This window comes from Streptomyces sp. CC224B (assembly GCF_030010595.1).
Taxonomy (GTDB): Bacteria; Actinomycetota; Actinomycetes; order Streptomycetales; family Streptomycetaceae; genus Streptomyces; species Streptomyces longispororuber.
On the sequence record NZ_JASCXL010000157.1, the window covers coordinates 1 to 19,857 of the forward strand.

General features: G+C 72.2%; 18 protein-coding genes. 11 read left to right on the forward strand and 7 right to left on the reverse strand.

Annotated features, from left to right (window positions below; all coding sequences use genetic code 11):
• Positions 1-56 precede the first annotated feature (56 nt).
• From QK440_RS37700 to QK440_RS37710, 3 genes are all read right to left on the reverse strand, one after another.
• Positions 57-632: a TerD family protein gene (locus QK440_RS37700; RefSeq protein ID WP_282797780.1), complete on the reverse strand. Its 576-nt coding sequence runs from the start codon at positions 630-632 to the stop codon at positions 57-59.
• 152 nt (positions 633-784) lie between these two features.
• Positions 785-1,243 carry a peroxiredoxin gene (locus tag QK440_RS37705; protein WP_282797781.1) on the reverse strand — a complete coding sequence of 153 codons (459 nt, stop codon included), beginning with the start codon at positions 1,241-1,243 and terminating at the stop codon, positions 785-787.
• A 410-nt stretch (positions 1,244-1,653) separates the two neighbouring features.
• Entirely contained in the window at positions 1,654-2,085 is a 432-nt protein-coding gene (locus QK440_RS37710) for a DUF3052 domain-containing protein (protein ID WP_282797782.1), read from the reverse strand.
• Between the two features lie 423 nt (positions 2,086-2,508).
• Here QK440_RS37710 and aceE point away from each other — a divergent pair, with 423 nt between their 5' ends.
• Positions 2,509-5,256, forward strand: a complete 2,748-nt coding sequence (gene aceE, locus QK440_RS37715) for a pyruvate dehydrogenase (acetyl-transferring), homodimeric type (protein WP_282797783.1) — start codon at positions 2,509-2,511, stop codon at positions 5,254-5,256.
• A 134-nt stretch (positions 5,257-5,390) separates the two neighbouring features.
• On the forward strand, positions 5,391-6,212 hold the full coding sequence (locus QK440_RS37720; RefSeq protein WP_282797784.1) for a potassium channel family protein: 822 nt from the start codon (positions 5,391-5,393) through the stop codon (positions 6,210-6,212).
• Positions 6,213-6,337: 125 nt separating this feature from the next.
• Here QK440_RS37720 and QK440_RS37725 read toward each other — a convergent pair whose 3' ends face one another.
• Positions 6,338-6,751, reverse strand: coding sequence for a peptidase inhibitor family I36 protein (locus QK440_RS37725; RefSeq protein WP_282797785.1), 414 nt, complete (start codon positions 6,749-6,751; stop codon positions 6,338-6,340).
• A gap of 653 nt (positions 6,752-7,404) precedes the next feature.
• Between QK440_RS37725 and QK440_RS37730 the strand changes: the two genes are divergently transcribed.
• Both QK440_RS37730 and QK440_RS37735 read left to right on the forward strand, forming a co-directional pair.
• Positions 7,405-8,616 (forward strand): alpha/beta hydrolase, encoded by a 1,212-nt coding sequence (locus QK440_RS37730; RefSeq protein WP_282797786.1) that lies wholly within the window; start codon positions 7,405-7,407, stop codon positions 8,614-8,616.
• 66 nt (positions 8,617-8,682) lie between these two features.
• Positions 8,683-9,558: a DUF4429 domain-containing protein gene (locus QK440_RS37735; RefSeq protein WP_282797793.1), complete on the forward strand. Its 876-nt coding sequence runs from the start codon at positions 8,683-8,685 to the stop codon at positions 9,556-9,558.
• Positions 9,559-9,689: 131 nt separating this feature from the next.
• On the opposite strand, the gene QK440_RS37740 is transcribed toward QK440_RS37735, so the two are convergent.
• A complete protein-coding gene (locus QK440_RS37740) occupies positions 9,690-10,127 on the reverse strand; it encodes a MerR family transcriptional regulator (protein ID WP_282797787.1) in 438 nt (145 codons plus the stop codon).
• Between the two features lie 108 nt (positions 10,128-10,235).
• Between QK440_RS37740 and QK440_RS37745 the strand changes: the two genes are divergently transcribed.
• Entirely contained in the window at positions 10,236-11,051 is an 816-nt protein-coding gene (locus QK440_RS37745; RefSeq protein ID WP_282797788.1) for a serine hydrolase domain-containing protein, read from the forward strand.
• A gap of 26 nt (positions 11,052-11,077) precedes the next feature.
• Here QK440_RS37745 and QK440_RS37750 read toward each other — a convergent pair whose 3' ends face one another.
• Complete coding sequence (locus QK440_RS37750; protein WP_282797789.1) at positions 11,078-11,731, reverse strand: pirin family protein; 654 nt, start codon at positions 11,729-11,731, stop codon at positions 11,078-11,080.
• A gap of 155 nt (positions 11,732-11,886) precedes the next feature.
• On the opposite strand from QK440_RS37750, the gene fasR reads away from it, so the two are divergent.
• The 5 genes from fasR (at position 11,887) to fabF (ending at position 16,775) form a co-directional block, all read left to right on the forward strand.
• Positions 11,887-13,026 (forward strand): fatty acid biosynthesis transcriptional regulator FasR, encoded by a 1,140-nt coding sequence (gene fasR / locus QK440_RS37755; protein WP_282797794.1) that lies wholly within the window; start codon positions 11,887-11,889, stop codon positions 13,024-13,026.
• Positions 13,027-13,115: 89 nt separating this feature from the next.
• Entirely contained in the window at positions 13,116-14,054 is a 939-nt protein-coding gene (locus tag QK440_RS37760; protein WP_282797795.1) for an ACP S-malonyltransferase, read from the forward strand.
• 13 nt (positions 14,055-14,067) lie between these two features.
• Positions 14,068-15,099 carry a ketoacyl-ACP synthase III gene (locus QK440_RS37765; RefSeq protein ID WP_282797790.1) on the forward strand — a complete coding sequence of 344 codons (1,032 nt, stop codon included), beginning with the start codon at positions 14,068-14,070 and terminating at the stop codon, positions 15,097-15,099.
• Between the two features lie 73 nt (positions 15,100-15,172).
• The gene (locus QK440_RS37770; RefSeq protein WP_190139683.1) at positions 15,173-15,424 is read left to right on the forward strand and encodes an acyl carrier protein; all 252 of its coding nucleotides are present in this window, start codon (positions 15,173-15,175) and stop codon (positions 15,422-15,424) included.
• A gap of 88 nt (positions 15,425-15,512) precedes the next feature.
• Positions 15,513-16,775 carry a beta-ketoacyl-ACP synthase II gene (gene fabF / locus QK440_RS37775; RefSeq protein ID WP_282797791.1) on the forward strand — a complete coding sequence of 421 codons (1,263 nt, stop codon included), beginning with the start codon at positions 15,513-15,515 and terminating at the stop codon, positions 16,773-16,775.
• 96 nt (positions 16,776-16,871) lie between these two features.
• Here fabF and QK440_RS37780 read toward each other — a convergent pair whose 3' ends face one another.
• Positions 16,872-17,366: a DUF3145 domain-containing protein gene (locus tag QK440_RS37780; protein WP_190139685.1), complete on the reverse strand. Its 495-nt coding sequence runs from the start codon at positions 17,364-17,366 to the stop codon at positions 16,872-16,874.
• 380 nt (positions 17,367-17,746) lie between these two features.
• Between QK440_RS37780 and QK440_RS37785 the strand changes: the two genes are divergently transcribed.
• Positions 17,747-18,652 (forward strand): SGNH/GDSL hydrolase family protein, encoded by a 906-nt coding sequence (locus tag QK440_RS37785; RefSeq protein WP_282797792.1) that lies wholly within the window; start codon positions 17,747-17,749, stop codon positions 18,650-18,652.
• The last annotated feature ends 1,205 nt before the right edge of the window (positions 18,653-19,857 follow it).

The window sequence follows — 19,857 nt, forward strand, 5'->3', positions numbered from 1 at the left end:
GTCCGGCGCCGCACTCGGGTGTGCGGCGCCGGACGGCTGGGGTGAAACTGCTCGGCTCAGACGTTGACGCCGAAGTCCTGCGCGATGCCGCGCAGGCCCGAGGCGTACCCCTGGCCGACGGCGCGGAACTTCCACTCCGCGCCGTGGCGGTACAGCTCGCCGAAGACCATGGCCGTCTCCGTGGAGGCGTCCTCGGAGAGGTCGTAGCGGGCGAGCTCCGTCTCGTTGGCCTGGTTCACCACGCGGATGAACGCGTTGCGGACCTGGCCGAAGGACTGCTGGCGGGTCTCGGCGTCGTAGATCGACACCGGGAAGACGATCTTCTCGACGTCGGCCGGGACCGCGGCGAGGTTCACTCTGATCTGCTCGTCGTCGCCCTCGCCCTCACCGGTGATGTTGTCACCGGTGTGCTCGACGGAGCCGTCCGGGCTCTTCAGGTTGTTGAAGAACACGAAGTTCTGGTCGCTGGTGACCTTGCCCTCCGCGTTCGTGAGGATGGCGCTTGCGTCCAGGTCGAAGTCCGTACCGGTGGTGGTGCGGACGTCCCAGCCGAGGCCGACCGTGACCGCGGTCAGGCCGGGCGCCTCCTTGCTCAGCGATACGTTGCCGCCCTTGCTGAGGCTGACTCCCACGAGTCCTCCCAATTGGTGTCCAGGGGCGGGGAGCCCCAGTCGTGCTTGCCATCGGATCAACGTGTGGATCCTAGTGACCGGTTCCCGGCCGCCACAGGCTCCTCACCCCGGAGATTCCCGGGGTGTCGTCCCTGATTTCTCCCTGAGTGCCCTCAGAGCCGCCCGAGGGCCGTGACGTACTCGTTCAGGTCGCGGGCGTCGGGGAGGTCGTTGACGACGCTCCAGCGCACGACGCCCTCCTTGTCGATGATGAAGGTGCCGCGCACCGCGCAGCCCTTGTCCTCGGCGAAGACGCCGTAGGCGCGGGAGACCTCGCCGTGCGGCCAGAAGTCCGAGAGCAGCGGGTACTCGAGCCCCTCCTGCTCGGCGAAGACGCGCAGCGTGTGGATGGAGTCGTTGGAGACGGCGAGGAGCTGCGTGTCGTCGTTGACGAACGTGGGCAGCTCGTCGCGCAGGGCGCAGAGCTCGCCGGTGCAGACGCCGGTGAACGCGAACGGGTAGAAGAGCAGGACGACGTTCTTGTGGCCGCGGTAGTCCGCGAGGCGCACGGTGCGTCCGTGGTTGTCCTTGAGCTCGAAGTCCGGAGCCTTCTCGCCGACCGTGACCGTCACCGGGATCCACTTCCCTTCGCTTGGCCCATTGGGGAGGCCCAGCCTACGGGCGGCCACCGCGGGGCCCTTGCGGGGGGGCTCCCGACCGCGGGGGCCCTGCCGGGGGCTCCCCAACCCCGCCCCTTCCCGAAACCCGGGGGCTCCGCCCCCTGGACCCCCGTTTGTCGCCGCTCCGCGGCTCGTCCTCAAACGCCGGACGGGCTGAAACTATCCAACGCGGCCACGGCTGGAACGTTCCAGCCGTCCGGCAGCGGATCTCAGCCCGTCCGGCGTTTGAGGACGAGCGCGCCAGCGCGATGAAGGGGCGGGCGGGCGGGAAAAGAAGGGACCATCGGGGGAAACGCACGTGAGGCCCCCGGCGGTGGTGCCGGGGGCCTCACGTGAAGGCACAGCAGAGGGCCTGCGGCCCGCTACCGCTTCTTGGCGGCGCCCTTGGGCGTGATCAGCCGACTGCCGTTCCAGTCCTTGCCCGCGTTGATGCTCTTGGTCTGCGAGAGGCCCGCGGTGGTGGCCGCCTCGCCGATGTCGCTCGGCTCGACGTAGCCGTCACGGCCCGTCTTCGGTGTCAGGAGCAGGATCGAGCCACCCTCCTCCATGTACGCGATGGCATCCACCAGCGCATCAGTCAGGTCCCCGTCGTCCTCGCGGAACCAGAGCACCACGGCATCAGCCACGTCGTCGTATTCCTCGTCGACGAGCTCCGTGCCGGTAGCCTGCTCGATGGCCTCGCGGAGCTCCTGGTCGACGTCGTCGTCGTAGCCGATCTCCTGGACCACCATGTCGGGCTGGAAACCCAGCCTTACGGCCAGGTTCGTCTCCGCGTGGTCCGCGGTCGCGCTCACGGATTGCCTCCTGATCATGTCTTTGGGAATGCCTTCAGCCACGCGCGTGCGCGGGGCATTGGCCGTAGTCCACACGGGCGGGACGGATCGCGCAAGTACCCGGCCGTCGAGACCGCCGAAACGGTGACGTTCCCGGCCGTGCCAGCGCAACTCCCGCCACATCCGCCGGGCCGGACGGCCCGCGTCCTCCGCCCACGGGCTGGGCGTATCGTTGCGATTTGACCGAGCCTACCCCAGGGTCACCTGCCGCAGTCGCGGTTACCCCCCGGTAGAGATGACGTATGCACCACCGGGGTACACGATGGTGAACGTCGTACGTACCGGTACAGCACACCCGCAGCGCAGAGCAGATACCAGAGCAGAGTCAAGGCAGAGCACGAATCCGATCGCGTGCACCGCGCGACAACACAGCGAAGGAACAGCGTGGCTTCCGGATCCGATCGCAACCCGATCATCATTGGCGGTCTTCCCAGCCAGGTCCCGGACTTCGATCCCGAAGAGACCCAGGAATGGCTCGACTCCCTCGACGCCGCCGTCGACGAGCGCGGCCGTGAGCGAGCCCGCTATCTGATGCTGCGGCTGATCGAACGCGCCCGTGAGAAGCGCGTCGCCGTGCCCGAGATGCGCAGCACGGACTACGTCAACACCATCGCGACCAAGGACGAGCCGTTCTTCCCGGGCAACGAGGAGATCGAGCGGAAGATCCTGAACGCGACCCGCTGGAACGCCGCGGTGATGGTCTCCCGCGCCCAGCGGCCCGGGATCGGCGTCGGCGGCCACATCGCCACCTTCGCCTCCTCCGCGTCCCTGTACGACGTGGGCTTCAACCACTTCTTCCGCGGCAAGGACGAGGGCGACGGCGGCGACCAGATCTTCTTCCAGGGGCACGCCTCCCCGGGCATCTACGCCCGCGCCTTCCTCCTCGACCGGCTCTCGGAGCAGCAGCTCGACGCGTTCCGGCAGGAGAAGTCGAAGGAGCCGTACGGCCTGTCCTCGTACCCGCACCCGCGGCTGATGCCGGACTTCTGGGAGTTCCCGACCGTGTCGATGGGCCTCGGGCCGCTCGGCGCGATCTTCCAGGCCCGGATGAACCGGTACATGGAGGCGCGCGGCGTCGCCGACACCTCGAAGTCGCACGTGTGGGCGTTCCTCGGCGACGGCGAGATGGACGAGCCGGAGTCCCTCGGGCAGCTCTCGATCGCCGCCCGCGAGGGCCTCGACAACCTGACGTTCGTCGTCAACTGCAACCTCCAGCGCCTCGACGGGCCGGTGCGCGGCAACGGGAAGATCATCCAGGAGCTGGAGTCCGTCTTCCGCGGCGCGGGCTGGAACGTCATCAAGCTGGTGTGGGACCGCAGTTGGGACCCGCTGCTCGCGCAGGACCGCGACGGCGTCCTGGTCAATAAGATGAACACGACGCCCGACGGGCAGTTCCAGACGTACGCCACGGAGACCGGCGCGTACATCCGGGACCACTTCTTCGGCGACGACCACCGGCTGCGCGCCATGGTCGAGAACATGACCGACGACCAGATCCTGCACCTGGGGCGCGGCGGCCACGACCACCGGAAGATCTTCGCGGCGTTCTCCGCGGCCAAGGCGCACAAGGGCCAGCCGACGGTCATCCTCGCCAAGACGATCAAGGGCTGGACGCTCGGCCCGAACTTCGAGGGCCGCAACGCCACGCACCAGATGAAGAAGCTGACGGTCGACGACCTCAAGCACTTCCGCGACCGGCTGCACCTGCCGATCTCCGACAAGCAGCTGGAGGAGGGCCCGCCGCCGTACTACCACCCGGGCCGGGACTCCGAGGAGATCCAGTACATGCACGACCGGCGCAAGGGCCTGGGTGGCTACGTGCCGACGCGGGTCGTGCGCGCGAAGCCGCTGCCGCTGCCGGACGACAAGGCGTACGCGTCCGTCAGGAAGGGCTCGGGCCAGCAGTCCATCGCCACCACCATGGCGTTCGTGCGGCTGCTCAAGGACCTGATGCGGGACAAGGAGATCGGCAAGCGGTTCGTGCTGATCGCGCCGGACGAGTACCGCACGTTCGGCATGGACTCGTTCTTCCCGAGCGCCAAGATCTACAACCCGCTGGGCCAGCAGTACGAGGCCGTGGACCGCGAGCTGCTCCTGGCGTACAAGGAGTCGCCGACCGGGCAGATGCTGCACGACGGCATCTCGGAGGCGGGCTGCACGGCGTCGCTGATCGCGGCGGGCTCCGCCTACGCCACGCACGGCGAGCCGCTGATCCCGGTGTACGTCTTCTACTCGATGTTCGGGTTCCAGCGGACCGGTGACCAGTTCTGGCAGATGGCCGACCAGCTCGCGCGCGGTTTCGTCCTGGGCGCGACCGCCGGGCGCACCACCCTGACGGGTGAGGGGCTCCAGCACGCGGACGGCCACTCCCAGCTCCTGGCCTCGACCAACCCGGCGTGCGTGGCGTACGACCCGGCGTTCGGCTTCGAGATCGCCCACATCGTCAAGGACGGCCTGCGCCGGATGTACGGCGAGACGGCCGACGGCAAGCCGGGCGAGGACGTCTTCTACTACCTCACCGTCTACAACGAGCCGATCCAGCACCTGCCCGAGCCCGACGGCGTGGACGTCGAGGGCATCCTGAAGGGCATCCACCGCCTGCGCGCCGGCGACCAGGGCGCCATCCCCGCCCAGATCCTCGCCTCGGGCGTCGCGGTGCCGTGGGCCCTGGAGGCCCAGCGCATCCTCGCCGGGGAGTGGAACGTGAAGGCGGACGTCTGGTCGGCGACCTCCTGGAACGAGCTGCGGCGCGAGGCCGTCGAGGTGGAGCGGCACAACCTGCTGCACCCCGAGGAGGACCAGCGCGTGCCGTACGTGACGCGCAAGCTCTCCGGGGCCGAGGGCCCGTTCGTGGCGGTGTCCGACTGGATGCGCAGCGTCCCGGACCAGATCTCCCGCTGGGTTCCGGGCACCTACCAGTCGCTGGGCGCGGACGGCTTCGGCTTCGCGGACACCCGGGGCGCGGCCCGCCGCCACTTCCACATCGACACGGAGTCGATCGTGGTCGCGGTCCTCACCGAGCTGGCCCGCGAGGGCAAGGTCGACCGGTCCGTGCTGAAGCAGGCCGTCGACCGCTACCGGCTCCTGGACGTCACGGCGGCCGACCCCGGCGCCGCGGGCGGCGACGCGTGAGCCGGGCGGTCGCGGGCGGCGACGCGTAGGCGGAGCGGTCGCGCGCGTCACACCTCGCCGCGCACACCTCGTCCGTGCGACGGGCGGCGGGCCTCGGGTCCGCCGCCCGTCGCGCTCTTTCCTACGATGCGCTCATGGAGGACAAGGCCGGACAGCAGCCCGAGCGGGAACCGTCGGCGCAGGCGCGCTGGGAGAGCCGGACGCAGCGCCCGCTCCTCGCCCTGGCCGTGGCCTTCGCCCTGGCCTACGCGGTGCCCATAGTCAGGCCCGGGGCGAGCGCGTCCGTGACGCGGGCCTGCACCGCGGTGGAGTGGTGCGTGTGGGGGGCGTTCGCCGCCGACTACGTGGTGCGGCTCTGCCTCAGCGAGCGGCGTGCGCGCTTCGTGCGCGCGCACTGGCTCGACCTGTGCGCCGTGCTCCTGCCGATGATCCAGCCGCTGCGGCTGCTGCGCCTGGTCGCGACGCTGATGCTGGTGGGGCGGCGGGCGCGGATGGCGTCGCAGATACGCCTGACGACGTATGTCGTGGGCACCGTGGTGGGGCTGCTGATGTTCGGCTCGCTCGCGGTGCTGTCCGTGGAGCGGGAGTCGCCGGACGGCAACATCAAGACGCTGGGCGACGCCGTGTGGTGGTCCTTCACCACGATGACGACCGTGGGCTACGGCGACCACGCGCCGACGACCGGGCTCGGCCGGGTGCTGGCCGTGGGCCTGATGCTGTCGGGCATCGCGCTGCTCGGTGTGGTCACGGCGAACATCGCGGCGTGGTTCATCGCGCGGTTCGAGAAGGACGACGCGGAGGAGCGGCGGCAGACCGCGGCGATCGAGGCCCTCACCGTGGAGGTGAGGGCGCTGCGGGCGCAGGTCGCCGCGCTGTCCGGCGGGGCGGGCGGGCCCGGCCGGGCCGGGGACGGCGGGACGCCCGCCCCGGCCGCGCCCAGGCCGCGCGAGCCCTGAACCCGGGTCGCTTCCGCCGCGGGCACCTGGTCCGCCCTGGCAGCGGCAGGAGCGCCACCCCGCCGTCACGGCCGGGGGGCCGCCCCCCCGCCGGGCCGGTCGGCGGGGCGGCGGGGTGGCCCGCCTCAGCGCTCCCAGATCTTGACGGCCCGTACCCGGTACGGGCTCTCCGGCGCCCAGGTGCCACTGCCCGGGTAGGTGTGGAACTCGGCCGTCTCCGCGCACTCCCGTGACTGGTAGACGGTGACGGGCCGGCCGGTGCGGTTGGCGAGGGCCTGCGCGCTGTCCCCCTCCGGCAGCGCGACGCAGCTCTCGATGTCGACCCCGGCCAGCTCGTACACGTGCCGCGGGCCCTTGAAGTCCGCCTTCTCCCAGAGGCAGAGCTCTCCGGGCCCGCACGCGCCGAGCCGGCCCGGGGGCGCGGCACCGGCCCGTGCCGTGGTGGTGGCGGCGCCCGCGTGGCCGGACGTGAGGACCGCCACGGTGAGCGCGGCGGCGGTGAGCGCCGTGAGGGCGGCGGCGGGCATGGTCGTACGCATGGCATGAACCCCCGTGTGGTGTCGGTCAGTTGACGATCAGTTGTCGCCACTCTCGGCCGCGGGGGCGGGGCCGGGAAGGGGTTCCGGCGCGGCTCACCCGGATAGGCGAAAACCCCCCGGGCGGACCCGGAGGGCCCTTTCCGGTGCCTCTCCGGGGTTTCCCTGATGCGGAACCGCAGGCGCGCGCGGTCACGCCGAGGCCGTGGCCGTCCCCCGGGCACGGGGCTGGTCGGCGGCGGCCCTTCGTCGGGGCCGCGGACGATCAGGCGAAGCCCTCCTGCGGGAGCCGCGCGAACGCCCGGCGGGCGGGCCGCCGTTCGCGGTGGACCACCCGCCTCCCGGTGGCGGCGCGGGAGTCCGTCACCGAAGTGACCCCGGTCACACCCCGAGTCCGCGCCTCGGCCAACGGCCCGCTCGCCGTCGCCCGTTGACCACGCGCTGCGGACACCGTACGTAGCGGCTCACGACCCCGGCGTGACCGTTCCGCGCTCCGCTCCCTCACGCGCCCCGTGCGCCCCATACGTACGACTACGCGACGCAGCGTGACGAGTCGACCCCATTCACGCCCGCTTTGCCGCAAATACCCAGCGTAAAACGTGATCTGCCTCACCCTGTGCACGGCAGGCTTCCGGCTTCTCCTAGGGTGTCCCGCAGTGACTTCCTTCGACTCATCCCCTCAACTCGGCATCTGGCGTGCGCTGCTCGCGCTCACCGTGGTGTTCGTCATGCTGGCGACCACCGGGTGGACCGCCGTGCGCCAGAACAAGGGCGCCACCTCGCCGCTCGAAGCCACGCTCGCCGCCTGGGAGCGTGGCCAGATCGCCGGCCGCGACCTGCCCGACCCCGGTGCGCCCGCCGACCGGCTCGCGCGGTTCTTCGCCTCGCTCACCGCCCCCCAGCGCGACCGTCTCGCCGCCCGCTACCCGCTCGCGGTCGGCAACATGAACGGCGCTCCCGTGACGCTGCGCTACCGCGCGAACCGCCTCGCCCTCCAGCAGGCCCGCCTGATCGAGCGGGAGCGCATGCACGACGACCGGCTCTCGCCCGTCGGCAAGCAGGAGGCCGAGCGCCGCATGAAGCGCTTCGGCGTCATGATGCGCCCGGGGCGACAGGTGCTCGCCTTCGATCCCATGGGCGCGGGGCGGATGGCGGAGGTCTTCGGCGACCTCGACCGGGCGCGCCGCGTGTCCGTCGTCGTCCCCGGCGTCGACACGAACGTCCTCACCTTCGAGCGGACCCAGCGCAGGTACGCGGCGCCCGTCGGCATGGCGCGGGCCCTGTACCGCGCGGAGCGCGCGGCCGCCCCCGGCACCCGGACCGCCGTGATCGCCTGGGCCGACTACACCGCGCCCGTCGGGCTCGGCGTGGACGCCGCCACGTCCATGCGCGCCGACAACGGCGCCGTGCGCCTCGACTCGCTGGTGAGTGCCCTGCCGGGGCGCGCGCGGGTGGCTTTGTACTGCCACAGCTACGGATCGGTGGTCTGCGGGGTCGCCGCCCGGCGGCTGCCCGGACGGGTCACGGACATCGCGGTCGCGGGCAGCCCCGGGATGCGCGCCGACAACGTGAGGGGCCTCGGGACCCGCGCGCGGGTGTGGGCCGCACGGGACAGCGACGACTGGATCGAGGATGTGCCGCACATGGAGGTCGGCGGGCTCGGCCACGGCGCCGACCCGGTCTCGGCCGGCTTCGGCGCCCGCGTGGTGTCGGCCGACCGCGCCCGGGGCCACACCGGCTATTTCGAGCCGGGCACGGACAGCCTCAGCAACTTCGCCCAGATCGGCGTCGGCGTGTACGACGCCGTGCGGTGTGCCGCCGGAAACGGGGCCTGCCGCGACGGAATTTCCGGTACGACGGCGGCCTGACGCGCGTAGAAATCGGCGAAACAGCGGCCCGCCGCAGGAGAGACGGAGGAGCGCGTGCCGCATACGATGAGCCGCATGGGTGATGTACTGGCCGGATTTCACGCCGCCTGGGAGTTCGAGTCCGACTCCGTGCTCATCCGCTTCGAACGGGGGATCCGTACGCCGAAGCTGTTCCAGGCTCTCGGCGAGCGCCGCATCCCCCATGAGGCGATCGCGGGGGTCACGCTCACCCCGGGCAAGCGCGGGACGACGGTGCTGCACATGGTTCCGCGACCGGGTGCCGATCCGCTGATGGAGGCCGCGGCGGGACAGCTCAAGGACGGGTCCGACCCGTACCGCCTCGTGCTGCCCGCGGAGCGGGAGACGCTCGCGGAGTACTACGCGGACGAGCTGCGGGCCCTGCTGCCCGCCGAGGCCCCCGAGGACGCGGAGCGCTACCTGGTGGCCGCGCCGGAGGCGCCGCTGCAGTTCAAGGCGTACGACGGGAAGGCGTCCTTCGACGGCAAGGCGGTGGCCTTCCGCTGGTTCTGGACCGGGGCGTCCTCGGCCAAGTGGAAGGCCGGTGACCAGAGCTTCCTCGTCACCGACCTGAGCGGGGTCGAGTGGCGCTCGCCGGAGGTGTTCGAGGGGCATCTGCGGCTGCTGCGCCGCGAGGCGCCGGTGCCCCAGCCCGCGCAGGCCGACCAGGACCCGGCGGCGGTCGTCTTCGGCCTGGGCTACGGCCCCGTACACGAGTCACTGCCGTTCGCCGCGTCGGTGCTCGCGGCCGTCCGGGCGTCCGGCCCCGCCCCCGCCCCGGTGGCCGCGGCGGCCCCGGCCGTGCGGCGCGACCCGGCCGACATCGCCGAGCGCATCCGGCACCTGGGTGAGCTGCACCAGGCGGGGCTGCTCACGGACGACGAGTTCACGGCCAAGAAGGCCGAGCTGCTCGCGGAGCTGTGAGCCGGGGCCGAGCGCGTCCCGGCGCCGGTGTCCGCGGCGCCTTCGTCCCCGGTGCCCGTACGCCGGTGTCCGCCGCGCCTTCGTCCGGTGCCTGTACGCCGGTGCTCGCCGCCGCCCCGGCGTTCGTACGCCTACGATCCGGGCGTCGCGTCCGCCCCGTAGGCGGCCTCCCGGCGGGCCACCGCGTAGGAGCCGATCTTGTGGTCGAGCACGGCGAGGGTGTCCTGGAGCTCCGCGATGCGGGCGCGGACGTCGCGGCGGGTCTCCTCCAGGAGCTGCTGCCGCTCCGCGTAGGTGGCGTCGCCCGCGCGCACCAGCTCCGCGTAGCGCACCATGTCCGCCACCGGCATGCCGGTGGTGCGCAGCTTGCCGAGGAACGTGAGCCACCGCAGGTCGCGGTCGCGGTAGCGGCGCTGCCCGGTGTGGGAGCGGTCGACGTGCGGCATCAGGCCGATCCGCTCGTACCAGCGCAGGGTGTGCGCGGTCAGGCCGGTCGCCTCGGCGACCTCGCTGATCGTGTGGTGGCGCTCGGCGGCCGCCGGGCCCGGGCTCGTCTCCATGACCGTCATGGCCCCCACGCTATGGCCTTCGAGCGCACTCGAAGCAAGGGGACGTCCGCGGCCGCGGGCCCGCCCCCTGACCACGGGCGGCATCGGGGGGCGCTTACGCTCGTACGCATGCAGAGCCTGGAGCTGATCGACAACTGGCCGGTCCCGACCGCCGCCGCCGCCGTCGTCCGCGCGGACGGCACCGTGGCCGGGACGCGCGGGCCCACCGCGCACCGCTTCGCCCTCGCCTCGGTCACCAAGCCCCTAGCGGCGTACGCGGCGCTCGTCGCGTACGAGGAGGGTGCCGTGGAGCTGGACGAGCCGGCCGGGCCCGAGGGGTCGACCGTGCGGCACCTGCTCGCGCACACCAGCGGGCTCGCCTTCGACGAGCACCAGGTGGCGGCCGCGCCGGGGACGCGGCGGCTGTACTCCAACGCCGGGTTCGAGGTGCTCGGGGACCACATCGCCAAGGCGACGGACATCCCCTTCGCCGAGTACCTGCGCCAGGCCGTCCTGGAGCCGCTCGGGATGACGTCCACGGAGCTGGCGGGCGGGGCCTCGCCCGCGAAGGACGGCGTGTCCACCGTGGACGACCTCGTACGGTTCGCGGCCGAGGTGCAGGCGCCGCGGCTGCTCGATCCGCGGACCGTGGCGGCGGCGATGACGGTGACGTACCCGGGGCTCAAGGGGGTGCTGCCGGGGTACGGGCACCAGAACCCCAACGACTGGGGACTCGGGTTCGAGATCCGCGACGGGAAGTCGCCCCACTGGACGGGGAGTTCGTCCTCACCCCGGACCTTTGGTCACTTCGGGCAGGCCGGGACGTTCCTGTGGGTGGACCCGGACGCGGGGGCCGCGTGCGTGGCGCTCACCGACCGCCCCTTCGGGCCGTGGGCCGTCGAGGTGTGGCCGCGGTTCACGGACGCGGTGCTGGCTGAGCTGTGAGTTCTCAGGCGGCCGGGGTGCGGGGGCTAGCGCATCTCCCAGAGGAGTAGTTCCGTCCGGCTGTAGGCCAGGGCCTCCAGGTGCTGCTCGTCCGTGATCCTCGCCGAGTCGCCCGGGGTCAACTCCTCGTCGGCCAGGGCGATGTCGCCCCGTACGACGTGGAGGTACACCGACGGCGCGGGCGGGAGCGGTGTCCGCTCGCCCGGGGCGAGGCGGCGTACGTGGAGCAGGGCGCCGGCGGCGGGGACCGCGTACGGGGTGGAGTCGGCGAGCCCGCGGACGACCTCGTAGTGCGGGGTGCCGCCGGGCTCGCGGGGGGCCAGCCACATCTGCAGGAAGGTCAGCGGGGCCGGGCCCGCGTTGCGCTCCACGTGGCGGACGCCGGAGCCCGCACTGAGGTGCTGGACGTCACCGGGGCGGACCACCGACTCGTGGCCGGCGGAGTCGCGGTGGGTCAGCTCGCCCTCGACCACCCACGTGACGATCTCGGTGTGGCTGTGCGGGTGTTCGTCGAAGCCCGCGCCGGGGGCGAGGCGCTCCTCGTTGCAGGCGAGCACCGCTCCGAAGCGGAGGTTCTCGGGTTCGTAGTAGGGCCCGAACGACAACGCGTGGTAGGAGTCGATCCCCGCCCCGGGGTCGCCGCCGGGGTACCGCTCGCCGGAGCGCCGTACATCAATCACGCTCCCCACCGTAGACCCGGCCCCGCACGCCCCCGTCCCGATAAGGCAGTCTTGTCCCCGTGCCCGAACCCTCAGCGAACGCATTCCACCAGGACGCAGGTGCCGCAGGCGGCCCCCCGGCCCGCGGCGGCCGCGCCCACGCGCACGCCGCGACCCTGCGGCGGCTGGAGAAGTCGTCCGGCAGCCTCGCGGCGCAGGCCATCGCGCGCATGGACGAGACGCTGTCCTGGTACCGGGCGATGCCACCGGAGAACCGCTCGTGGATCGGGCTGGTCGCGCAGGCCGGCATCGCCGCGTTCACGGAGTGGTTCCGGCGCCCCGACGCCCCGCAGGCGATCTCGACGGACGTCTTCGGGACCGCGCCGCGCGAACTGACCCGCGCGATCACGCTGCGGCAGACCGTGGAGATGGTGCGGACCACGATCGAGGTGATGGAGTCCGCCATCGACGAGGTGGCGGCGCCCGGCGACGAGAGCGTGCTGCGCGAGGCGCTGCTCGTCTACGCGCGCGAGATCGCCTTCGCCACCGCCCAGGTGTACGCGCAGGCCGCCGAGGCACGCGGTGCCTGGGACGCCCGCCTGGAGTCCCTGGTGGTGAACGCTGTGCTGTCCGGCGAGGCCGACGAGGGGGCCGTCTCCCGCGCCGCCGCGCTGGGCTGGAACTCCCCGGAGCACGTGTGCGTGGTCCTCGGCACCGCGCCCGACGGCGACAGCGAGCTGACCGTGGAGGCCATCCGCAGGGCCGCCCGGCACGCGAAGCTCCAGGTCCTGACCGGGGTGCTCGGCGCCCGCCTGGTCGTCATCGCGGGCGGCAACGACAACCCGCTGGCCGTGGCGAAGGCCCTGATCGGGCCGTACGCGGCGGGGCCCGTGGTGGCCGGGCCGATCGTGCCCGACCTGCTCGCCGCGACCCGCTCGGCGCAGGCCGCCGCCGCCGGTCTGAAGGCCTGCGCCGCCTGGCAGGACGCGCCGCGGCCGGTGCTCGCGGACGATCTGCTGCCGGAGCGCGCCATGGCGGGCGATCCGGCCGCGCGCGAGCAACTGGTGGAGGAGATCTACAGACCGCTGGAGGAAGCGGGCTCCGCGCTCCTGGAGACCCTCAGCGTCTATCTGGAGCAGGCGAGTAGCCTCGAAGGTGCCGCGCGGATGCTCTTTGTGCATCCCAACACCGTGCGCTACCGGCTCCGACGTGTGACCGACGTCACCGGATGGTCCCCTTCGGATGTGCGCTCCGCCTTCACACTGCGGATCGCGCTGATCCTGGGACGCCTGGCCGACGGCGATCATCAAACGTAGGAGTTTGTCGGACCCCTACAATTCCCATAGCTGTTCTTCGTCCCTGTCCCCACGGGCATTTCGTCCTGTCCACAAGAGAGAGTGTGAGAGTGCTCGTACTCGTCGCTCCCGGCCAAGGCGCCCAGACGCCCGGCTTCCTGACCCCCTGGCTCGACCTCCCCGGCGCCGCCGACCGGCTCGCCGCCTGGTCCGACGCCATCGGGCTCGACCTCGTCCACTACGGCACGCAGGCGGACGCGGACGCGATCCGCGACACCGCCGTGGCGCAGCCGCTGCTCGTGGCCGCCGGCCTGCTCTCGGCCTCGGCACTCGGTGACATCGCGCCGGGCGCCGTCGCGGGGCACAGCGTGGGCGAGATCACGGCCGCCGCGTACGCGGGCGTGCTGAGCGAGGACGCCGCGCTCGGCTTCGTGCGGACGCGCGGCCTGGCGATGGCCGAGGCCGCCGCGGTCACGGAGACCGGCATGGCCGCGCTGCTCGGCGGCGACCCCGAGGTCACCGTCCCGCACCTGGAGAAGCTCGGCCTGACCCCGGCGAACGTGAACGGCGCGGGCCAGATCGTGGCCGCCGGCACCGCCGCGCAGCTCGCCGCACTCGCCGAGGACAAGCCGGAGGGCGTCCGCAAGGTCGTGCCGCTGAAGGTCGCCGGCGCGTTCCACACCCACCACATGGCGCCCGCGGTCGCCGCGCTGGAGGAGGCCGCGCAGGGCCTCACCGTGGCCGACCCGCGCCTGACGTACGTCTCGAACCGGGACGGCGGGACCGTCGCGAGCGGCACCGAGATCGTCTCGCGCCTGGTCGGCCAGGTCGCCAACCCGGTCCGCTGGGACCTGTGCATGGACACGTTCCAGGAGCTCGGGGTCACCGCGCTGATCGAGGTGTGCCCCGGCGGCACGCTCACCGGTCTCGCCAAGCGCGCCCTCAAGGGCGTCCGGACCCTGGCCGTGAAGACGCCGGACGATCTCGACGCCGCTCGTCAGCTCGTCGCCGAGACCGCCGCATCCCCCGCCGACGCGGCGGGTGCCTGAGAAGGAGCCGAGCATGGCGAAGATCAAGCCCAGTCAGGGCTCCCCGTACGCGCGCATCATGGGGGTCGGCGGCTACCGCCCGACCCGCGTGGTGCCCAACGAGGTGATCCTGGAGAAGATCGACTCCTCTGACGAATGGATTCGCTCCCGCTCCGGCATCGCGACGCGCCACTGGGCCTCCCCCGAGGAGACCGTGGCGGCGATGTCCGTGGAGGCCGCGGGCAAGGCCATCGCGAACGCGGGCATCCGGCCCGAGCAGATCGGCGCGGTGATCGTCTCCACCGTGTCGCACTTCAGGCAGACCCCGGCCATCGCCACGGAGATCGCGGACAAGCTCGGCACGGGCAGGCCCGCCGCGTTCGACATCTCCGCGGGCTGCGCGGGCTTCGGCTACGGCCTGACCCTCGCCAAGGGCATGATCGTGGACGGCTCGGCGGAGTACGCGCTGGTCATCGGCGTGGAGCGGCTGAGCGACCTGACCGACCTGGAGGACCGCAAGACGGCCTTCCTGTTCGGTGACGGCGCGGGCGCGGTCGTCGTCGGCCCCGCCAAGGAGCCCGGCATCGGCCCGTCGGTCTGGGGCTCGGAGGGCGACAAGGCCGAGACCATCAAGCAGACCGTGGGCTGGGACGAGTACCGCATCGGCGACGTGTCCAAGCTCCCGGTGAACACCGACGGCGAGGTCAAGTTCCCCGCCATCACGCAGGAGGGCCAGGCGGTCTTCCGCTGGGCCGTGTTCGAGATGGCGAAGGTCGCCCAGCAGGCGCTGGACGCGGCCGGGATCAGCGCGGACGACCTGGACGTCTTCATCCCGCACCAGGCCAACATGCGGATCATCGACTCGATGGTGAAGACCCTGAAACTGCCGGAGCACGTCACGGTCGCCCGGGACGTGGAGACCACCGGCAACACCTCGGCCGCCTCGATTCCGCTCGCGATGGAGCGGCTCCTGGCGACCGGTGAGGCGAAGAGTGGCGACACCGCCCTCGTCATCGGCTTCGGGGCGGGTCTCGTGTACGCCGCCACGGTCGTTACCCTCCCCTAGGCACTCCGTGCGGATCTTCGGGTCCGTGCCGGATGCCGCCACACCCTCTGGATACATACGAAGGAGCGCCACAATGGCCGCCACTCAGGAAGAGATCGTCGCCGGTCTCGCCGAGATCGTGAACGAGATCGCCGGGATCCCCGTTGAGGACGTCCAGCTGGACAAGTCCTTCACCGACGACCTGGACGTCGACTCGCTGTCCATGGTCGAGGTCGTCGTCGCCGCCGAAGAGCGCTTCGACGTGAAGATCCCGGACGACGACGTCAAGAACCTCAAGACGGTCGGCGACGCGACCAAGTACATCCTCGAGCACCAGGCCGCCTGAGCCTGACGGCCAGCAGCGCTGGCCGGCCGCCACCCGGCGGTGGCGCCGCCGTATCCGCACCTGAACCAACCGTGGAGAGAGAAATCCAGTGAACTCGACCAATCGCACCGTGGTCGTCACCGGTATCGGCGCAACCACACCGCTGGGTGGCGACGCAGCTTCGACCTGGGAGGGCCTGATTGCCGGGCGCTCCGGGGTCGGTGTCCTCGAGCAGGACTGGGCGGCCGAGCTGCCGGTCCGCATCGCGGGTCAGATCGCCGTCGAGCCGACCGAGGTCATCCCGCGCCCGCAGGCCCGCAAGCTCGACCGCTCGGCGCAGTTCGCGCTGATCGCGGCCGAGGAGGCCTGGAAGGACGCGGGCTTCGCCGCCAAGGCCGGCGAGGACTCGTCCGTGGACCCGGACCGCCTCGGCGCGGTGATCGCCTCCGGCATCGGCGGCGTGACGACCCTGCTCGACCAGTACGACATCATGCGGGAGAAGGGCGTACGCCGCGTCTCCCCGCACACGGTGCCGATGCTGATGCCGAACTCGCCCGCGGCGAACGTCGGCATCGCGCTCGGCGCCCGCGCCGGGGTGCACACCCCGGTCTCGGCCTGCGCCTCGGGCGCGGAGGCCATCGGCTACGCGATCGAGATGATCCGCACCGGCCGTGCCGACGTCGTCGTCGCGGGCGGCACGGAGGCGGCCGTCCACCCGCTGCCGATCGCCGCGTTCGGCAACATGATGGCGATGTCGAAGAACAACGACGACCCGCAGGGCGCCTCCCGCCCCTGGGACGTCGACCGCAACGGCTTCGTGCTCGGCGAGGGCGCCGGCGTGGTCGTGCTCGAGTCCGAGGAGCACGCCAAGGCGCGCGGCGCGCGGATCTACGTGGAGGCCGTGGGCCAGGGCATCTCGGCCGACGCGCACCACATCACGCAGCCCGAGCCGTCCGGCAACGGCATCGCGCACGCGCTGCAGAACCTGCTCGACAACACCGGTCTGAAGCCCGCCGAGATCGCGCACATCAACGCGCACGCCACCTCGACGCCGCAGGGCGACATCGGTGAGATCAAGGCGCTGCGCAAGGCGTTCGGCGACGACGTCGACCACATGGCGATCGCCTCGACGAAGTCGATGACCGGCCACCTCCTCGGTGGCGCGGGCGGCGTGGAGACCGTCGCGACGGTCCTCGCGCTGCACCACCGCACGGCTCCGCCGACCATCAACATCGAGAACCTCGACCCCGAGGTCGACGCGGACATCATCCGCGGCGAGGCCCGCCCGCTGCCCGAGGGCACGATCGCGGCCCTGAACGACTCGTTCGGCTTCGGCGGCCACAACGTGGTGCTGGCCTTCCGCACGGTCTGACCGCGCACCGGTCCGTACGCACCGTACGTACGCCAAGGGCCCCCGGCTTCATCGGCCGGGGGCCCTTGGCGTACGTACGGGCCCCGCGGCCCGGGGTCAGACGACCTGGTGCAGCCAGCGCACCGGCGCGCCCTCGCCCGCGTACCGGAACGGTTCGAGCTCGTCGTCCCAGGGCTTGCCGAGGAGTTTGGCGACCTCTGCCTCCAGGTCGCTCTCGCCGCCCTTGGCGCGGGCGAGCGCGGCGCGCAGCCGGTCCTCGGGGATCAGGATGTCGCCGTGGATGCCGGTGACGGCGTGGAAGATGCCGAGGTCCGGGGTGGCGCTGTAGCGCTCGCCCTCGGCCGCGGCGGACGGCTCCGCGGTGACCTCGAAGCGCAGCAACTGCCAGCCGCGCAGCGCGGAGGCCAGTTTGGAGGCGGTGCCGGCCGAGCCGCGCCAGGAGAACTCGGATCTCCAGGTGCCGGGCGCCGCGGGCTGCCTGATCCAGTCGAGGCTGACGCGGGCGCCGAGCACTCCCGCGACCGCCCACTCGACGTGCGGGCACAGCGCGCGCGGTGCGGAGTGCACGTACAGAACTCCACGTGTCGTCACCGGGACCTCCAGTGTGGGACGAGGCGCGCCGTTCCCGGCGGCCTCGGGCCCGTGCCGAGCGGTATTCCCGCGTATTCCCCGAAAGCGGGGAAAGGCGAGGAAAGACTAAAAACGGTACAGATGTGACGTGATGTAATTTAGCGGAACCGGGAAAAGCAGGTGCCACTGGTTGGCGAGGCTACCGTGCGGCGGGGCATGGATTGTGACGTACCGTCGGTCCCCAGGCCGGGAAACGCGGAGGTTTCACTCGCCGGGAGGCCTGTGACCCCCCGGCCGGGTGTCCGACGGCGGCCGCCGGGACATCTCACCATGTGGCGGCACGCAACCTGAAGGGTCCGGAGCACGTCACGTTGGACGACGAGGGGACAGAGGGGACGAGTATGCGGAATTCACGGCACCGCGCGCGGGCCGTCGTCGCCGTCGCGGCGGCGGCCCTCACCGGTCTCGCGACGCTCACCGCGTGTGACGCGTCCGGCGGCGACGAGGCGGCGCCGAACGGCCCCACCGCGCAGGACAGGGCGCACCGCAAGGCGGAGCCCGTGTGGGACACGAGCCCCCGCTCCGTCGCCGCCGTCGGCGACTCCATCACCCGCGGCTTCGACACCTGCTCGGTGCTCTCCGACTGCCCGGAGGCGTCCTGGGCGACCGGCAGCGACAGCGAGGTGCGCAGCCTCGCGCAGCGGCTGCTGGGCAAGCGGCGTGCCGCCACGCACAGTTGGAACCACGCCAAGACCGGTGCCCGCATGGCCGACCTGCCCGGGCAGATGGAACACGCCGCCGCGCACCGGCCCGACCTGGTCACCGTCATGGTCGGCGCGAACGACGCCTGCCGCTCCTCCGTCGACGACATGACGCCCGTCTCGGAGTTCCGCGCGGACTTCGAGGACGCGCTGGGCACGCTGCGCGACGAGCGGCCGCGGGCGCAGGTGTACGTGCTGAGCGTGCCGGACCTCAAGCGGCTGTGGTCCGAGGGCCGCACCAACCAGCTCGGCAAGCAGGTGTGGAAGCTCGGCATCTGCAAGTCGATGCTCGCGGACGCGGACGCGATGGACGCGGCGGCGGTGGCGCGGCGGGCGGCGGTGCGGGAGCGGGTCGTGGCGTACAACGCGGTCCTCAAGGAGGTCTGCGCGAAGGACCTGCGGTGCCGGTACGACGGGGACGCGGTGTTCGACTTCCGCTTCGGTACGGATCTGTTGAGCCACTGGGACTGGTTCCACCCCAGCAAGAAGGGGCAGGCACGCCTGGCCGAGATGGCCTACGAGGGCGTCACGTCCCGCCGGCCTTGAGGGGCCGGGGCCCCGGGGGCCCTGGCCGGTCCCGGGCTGGGCTCTTCCCCCACCCACCCGCCCTTCCTCGCGTGCGCGGGCCCTTCCCCGCTCACAGACCTGCCCCGCCCGCCCGGCCTTCCCCGGTCGCGCGCGGGCTCTTCCCCGCCCACCCGCCCTTCCGGCACCCGGCCCGGCCCCGCACGGCCGCGGACAGCTCTTCTCCCACCCACCCGCCCTTCCCACCACCGTGCGGGCCCTTCCCCCTACCGCCCACCCTTCGGCGCCCGGCTCTGGCCCCGCGCCACCGGGACAGCTCTTCTCCCACCCGCCCGCCCTTAACCCGCTCGGCGCACCGGCCGCTGTCTCCGGGCGGGCCCTGCTCCCACCCACCCGCCGCCTCACAGGGGCGGTCAAGGGGACCTGCGCCCTCCCCACCGCCGGGACAACGCCTCCCCCACTCGCCATCCCTTGCAGGGGCGGAGGCGGAGAACTGAGGCCCCGCGAGCATGAGGCCCCCACGTGCCTGCCGGGAGATGTGTGCGGAGCGGGAAACTCGCCCAAACGCCGGACGGGCGAACGCCAGGCCATGAGCCGCCCACCGATTCTCCGCCTACGGACGGGCCCTCCCCCGCCACCGGGACAGCTCCTCTCCCACCCGGATGAGGGGGCCTGGCGACACGCGAGCCGGGGCCGCCGTGGGTGCGTGCGGACGGGCGGGCCTGCGGGTGGGCAGGGGACAAACCCCCGTCGCGCGGAAAGCTGCCCCGCTCGAAACGCCGAGCTGACAGACGACGGAGCAGCCGAACGCTGAGCGGCAAGCAGTCAGGCCACACCCTGCGCCTCGTCGCAGGGCCGCGACGGACGAACACACAACCGCCAGCCGTCCGGCCCCCTGCACCACCTCGGCAGAGCCAAAACGGGTGGGCGACCGGGAAGCACCCCGCTGCGAGTGACCCCACACCCACTCCGCCGGACCGCACGGCAGGTGGGTGGAAAACATCCCCTCGCCAAGCGGCGAAACAGACGGACCACCCGCCGCAAGCCACCAGGACACCCCACACCCGCACCGCAAAGCCACACGGATGAGAAGGCGGGCGCCTCCCCGTCGCCAAGCGGCCGAGCAGGCAAGCGACGGGCGCAAGCCGCTAGGTCCTGTCTGATAATTGATCTTGTGGTGGGTCGTGGTGAGTTGACGGATGCGGCATGGGATCGGATTGCGCCCA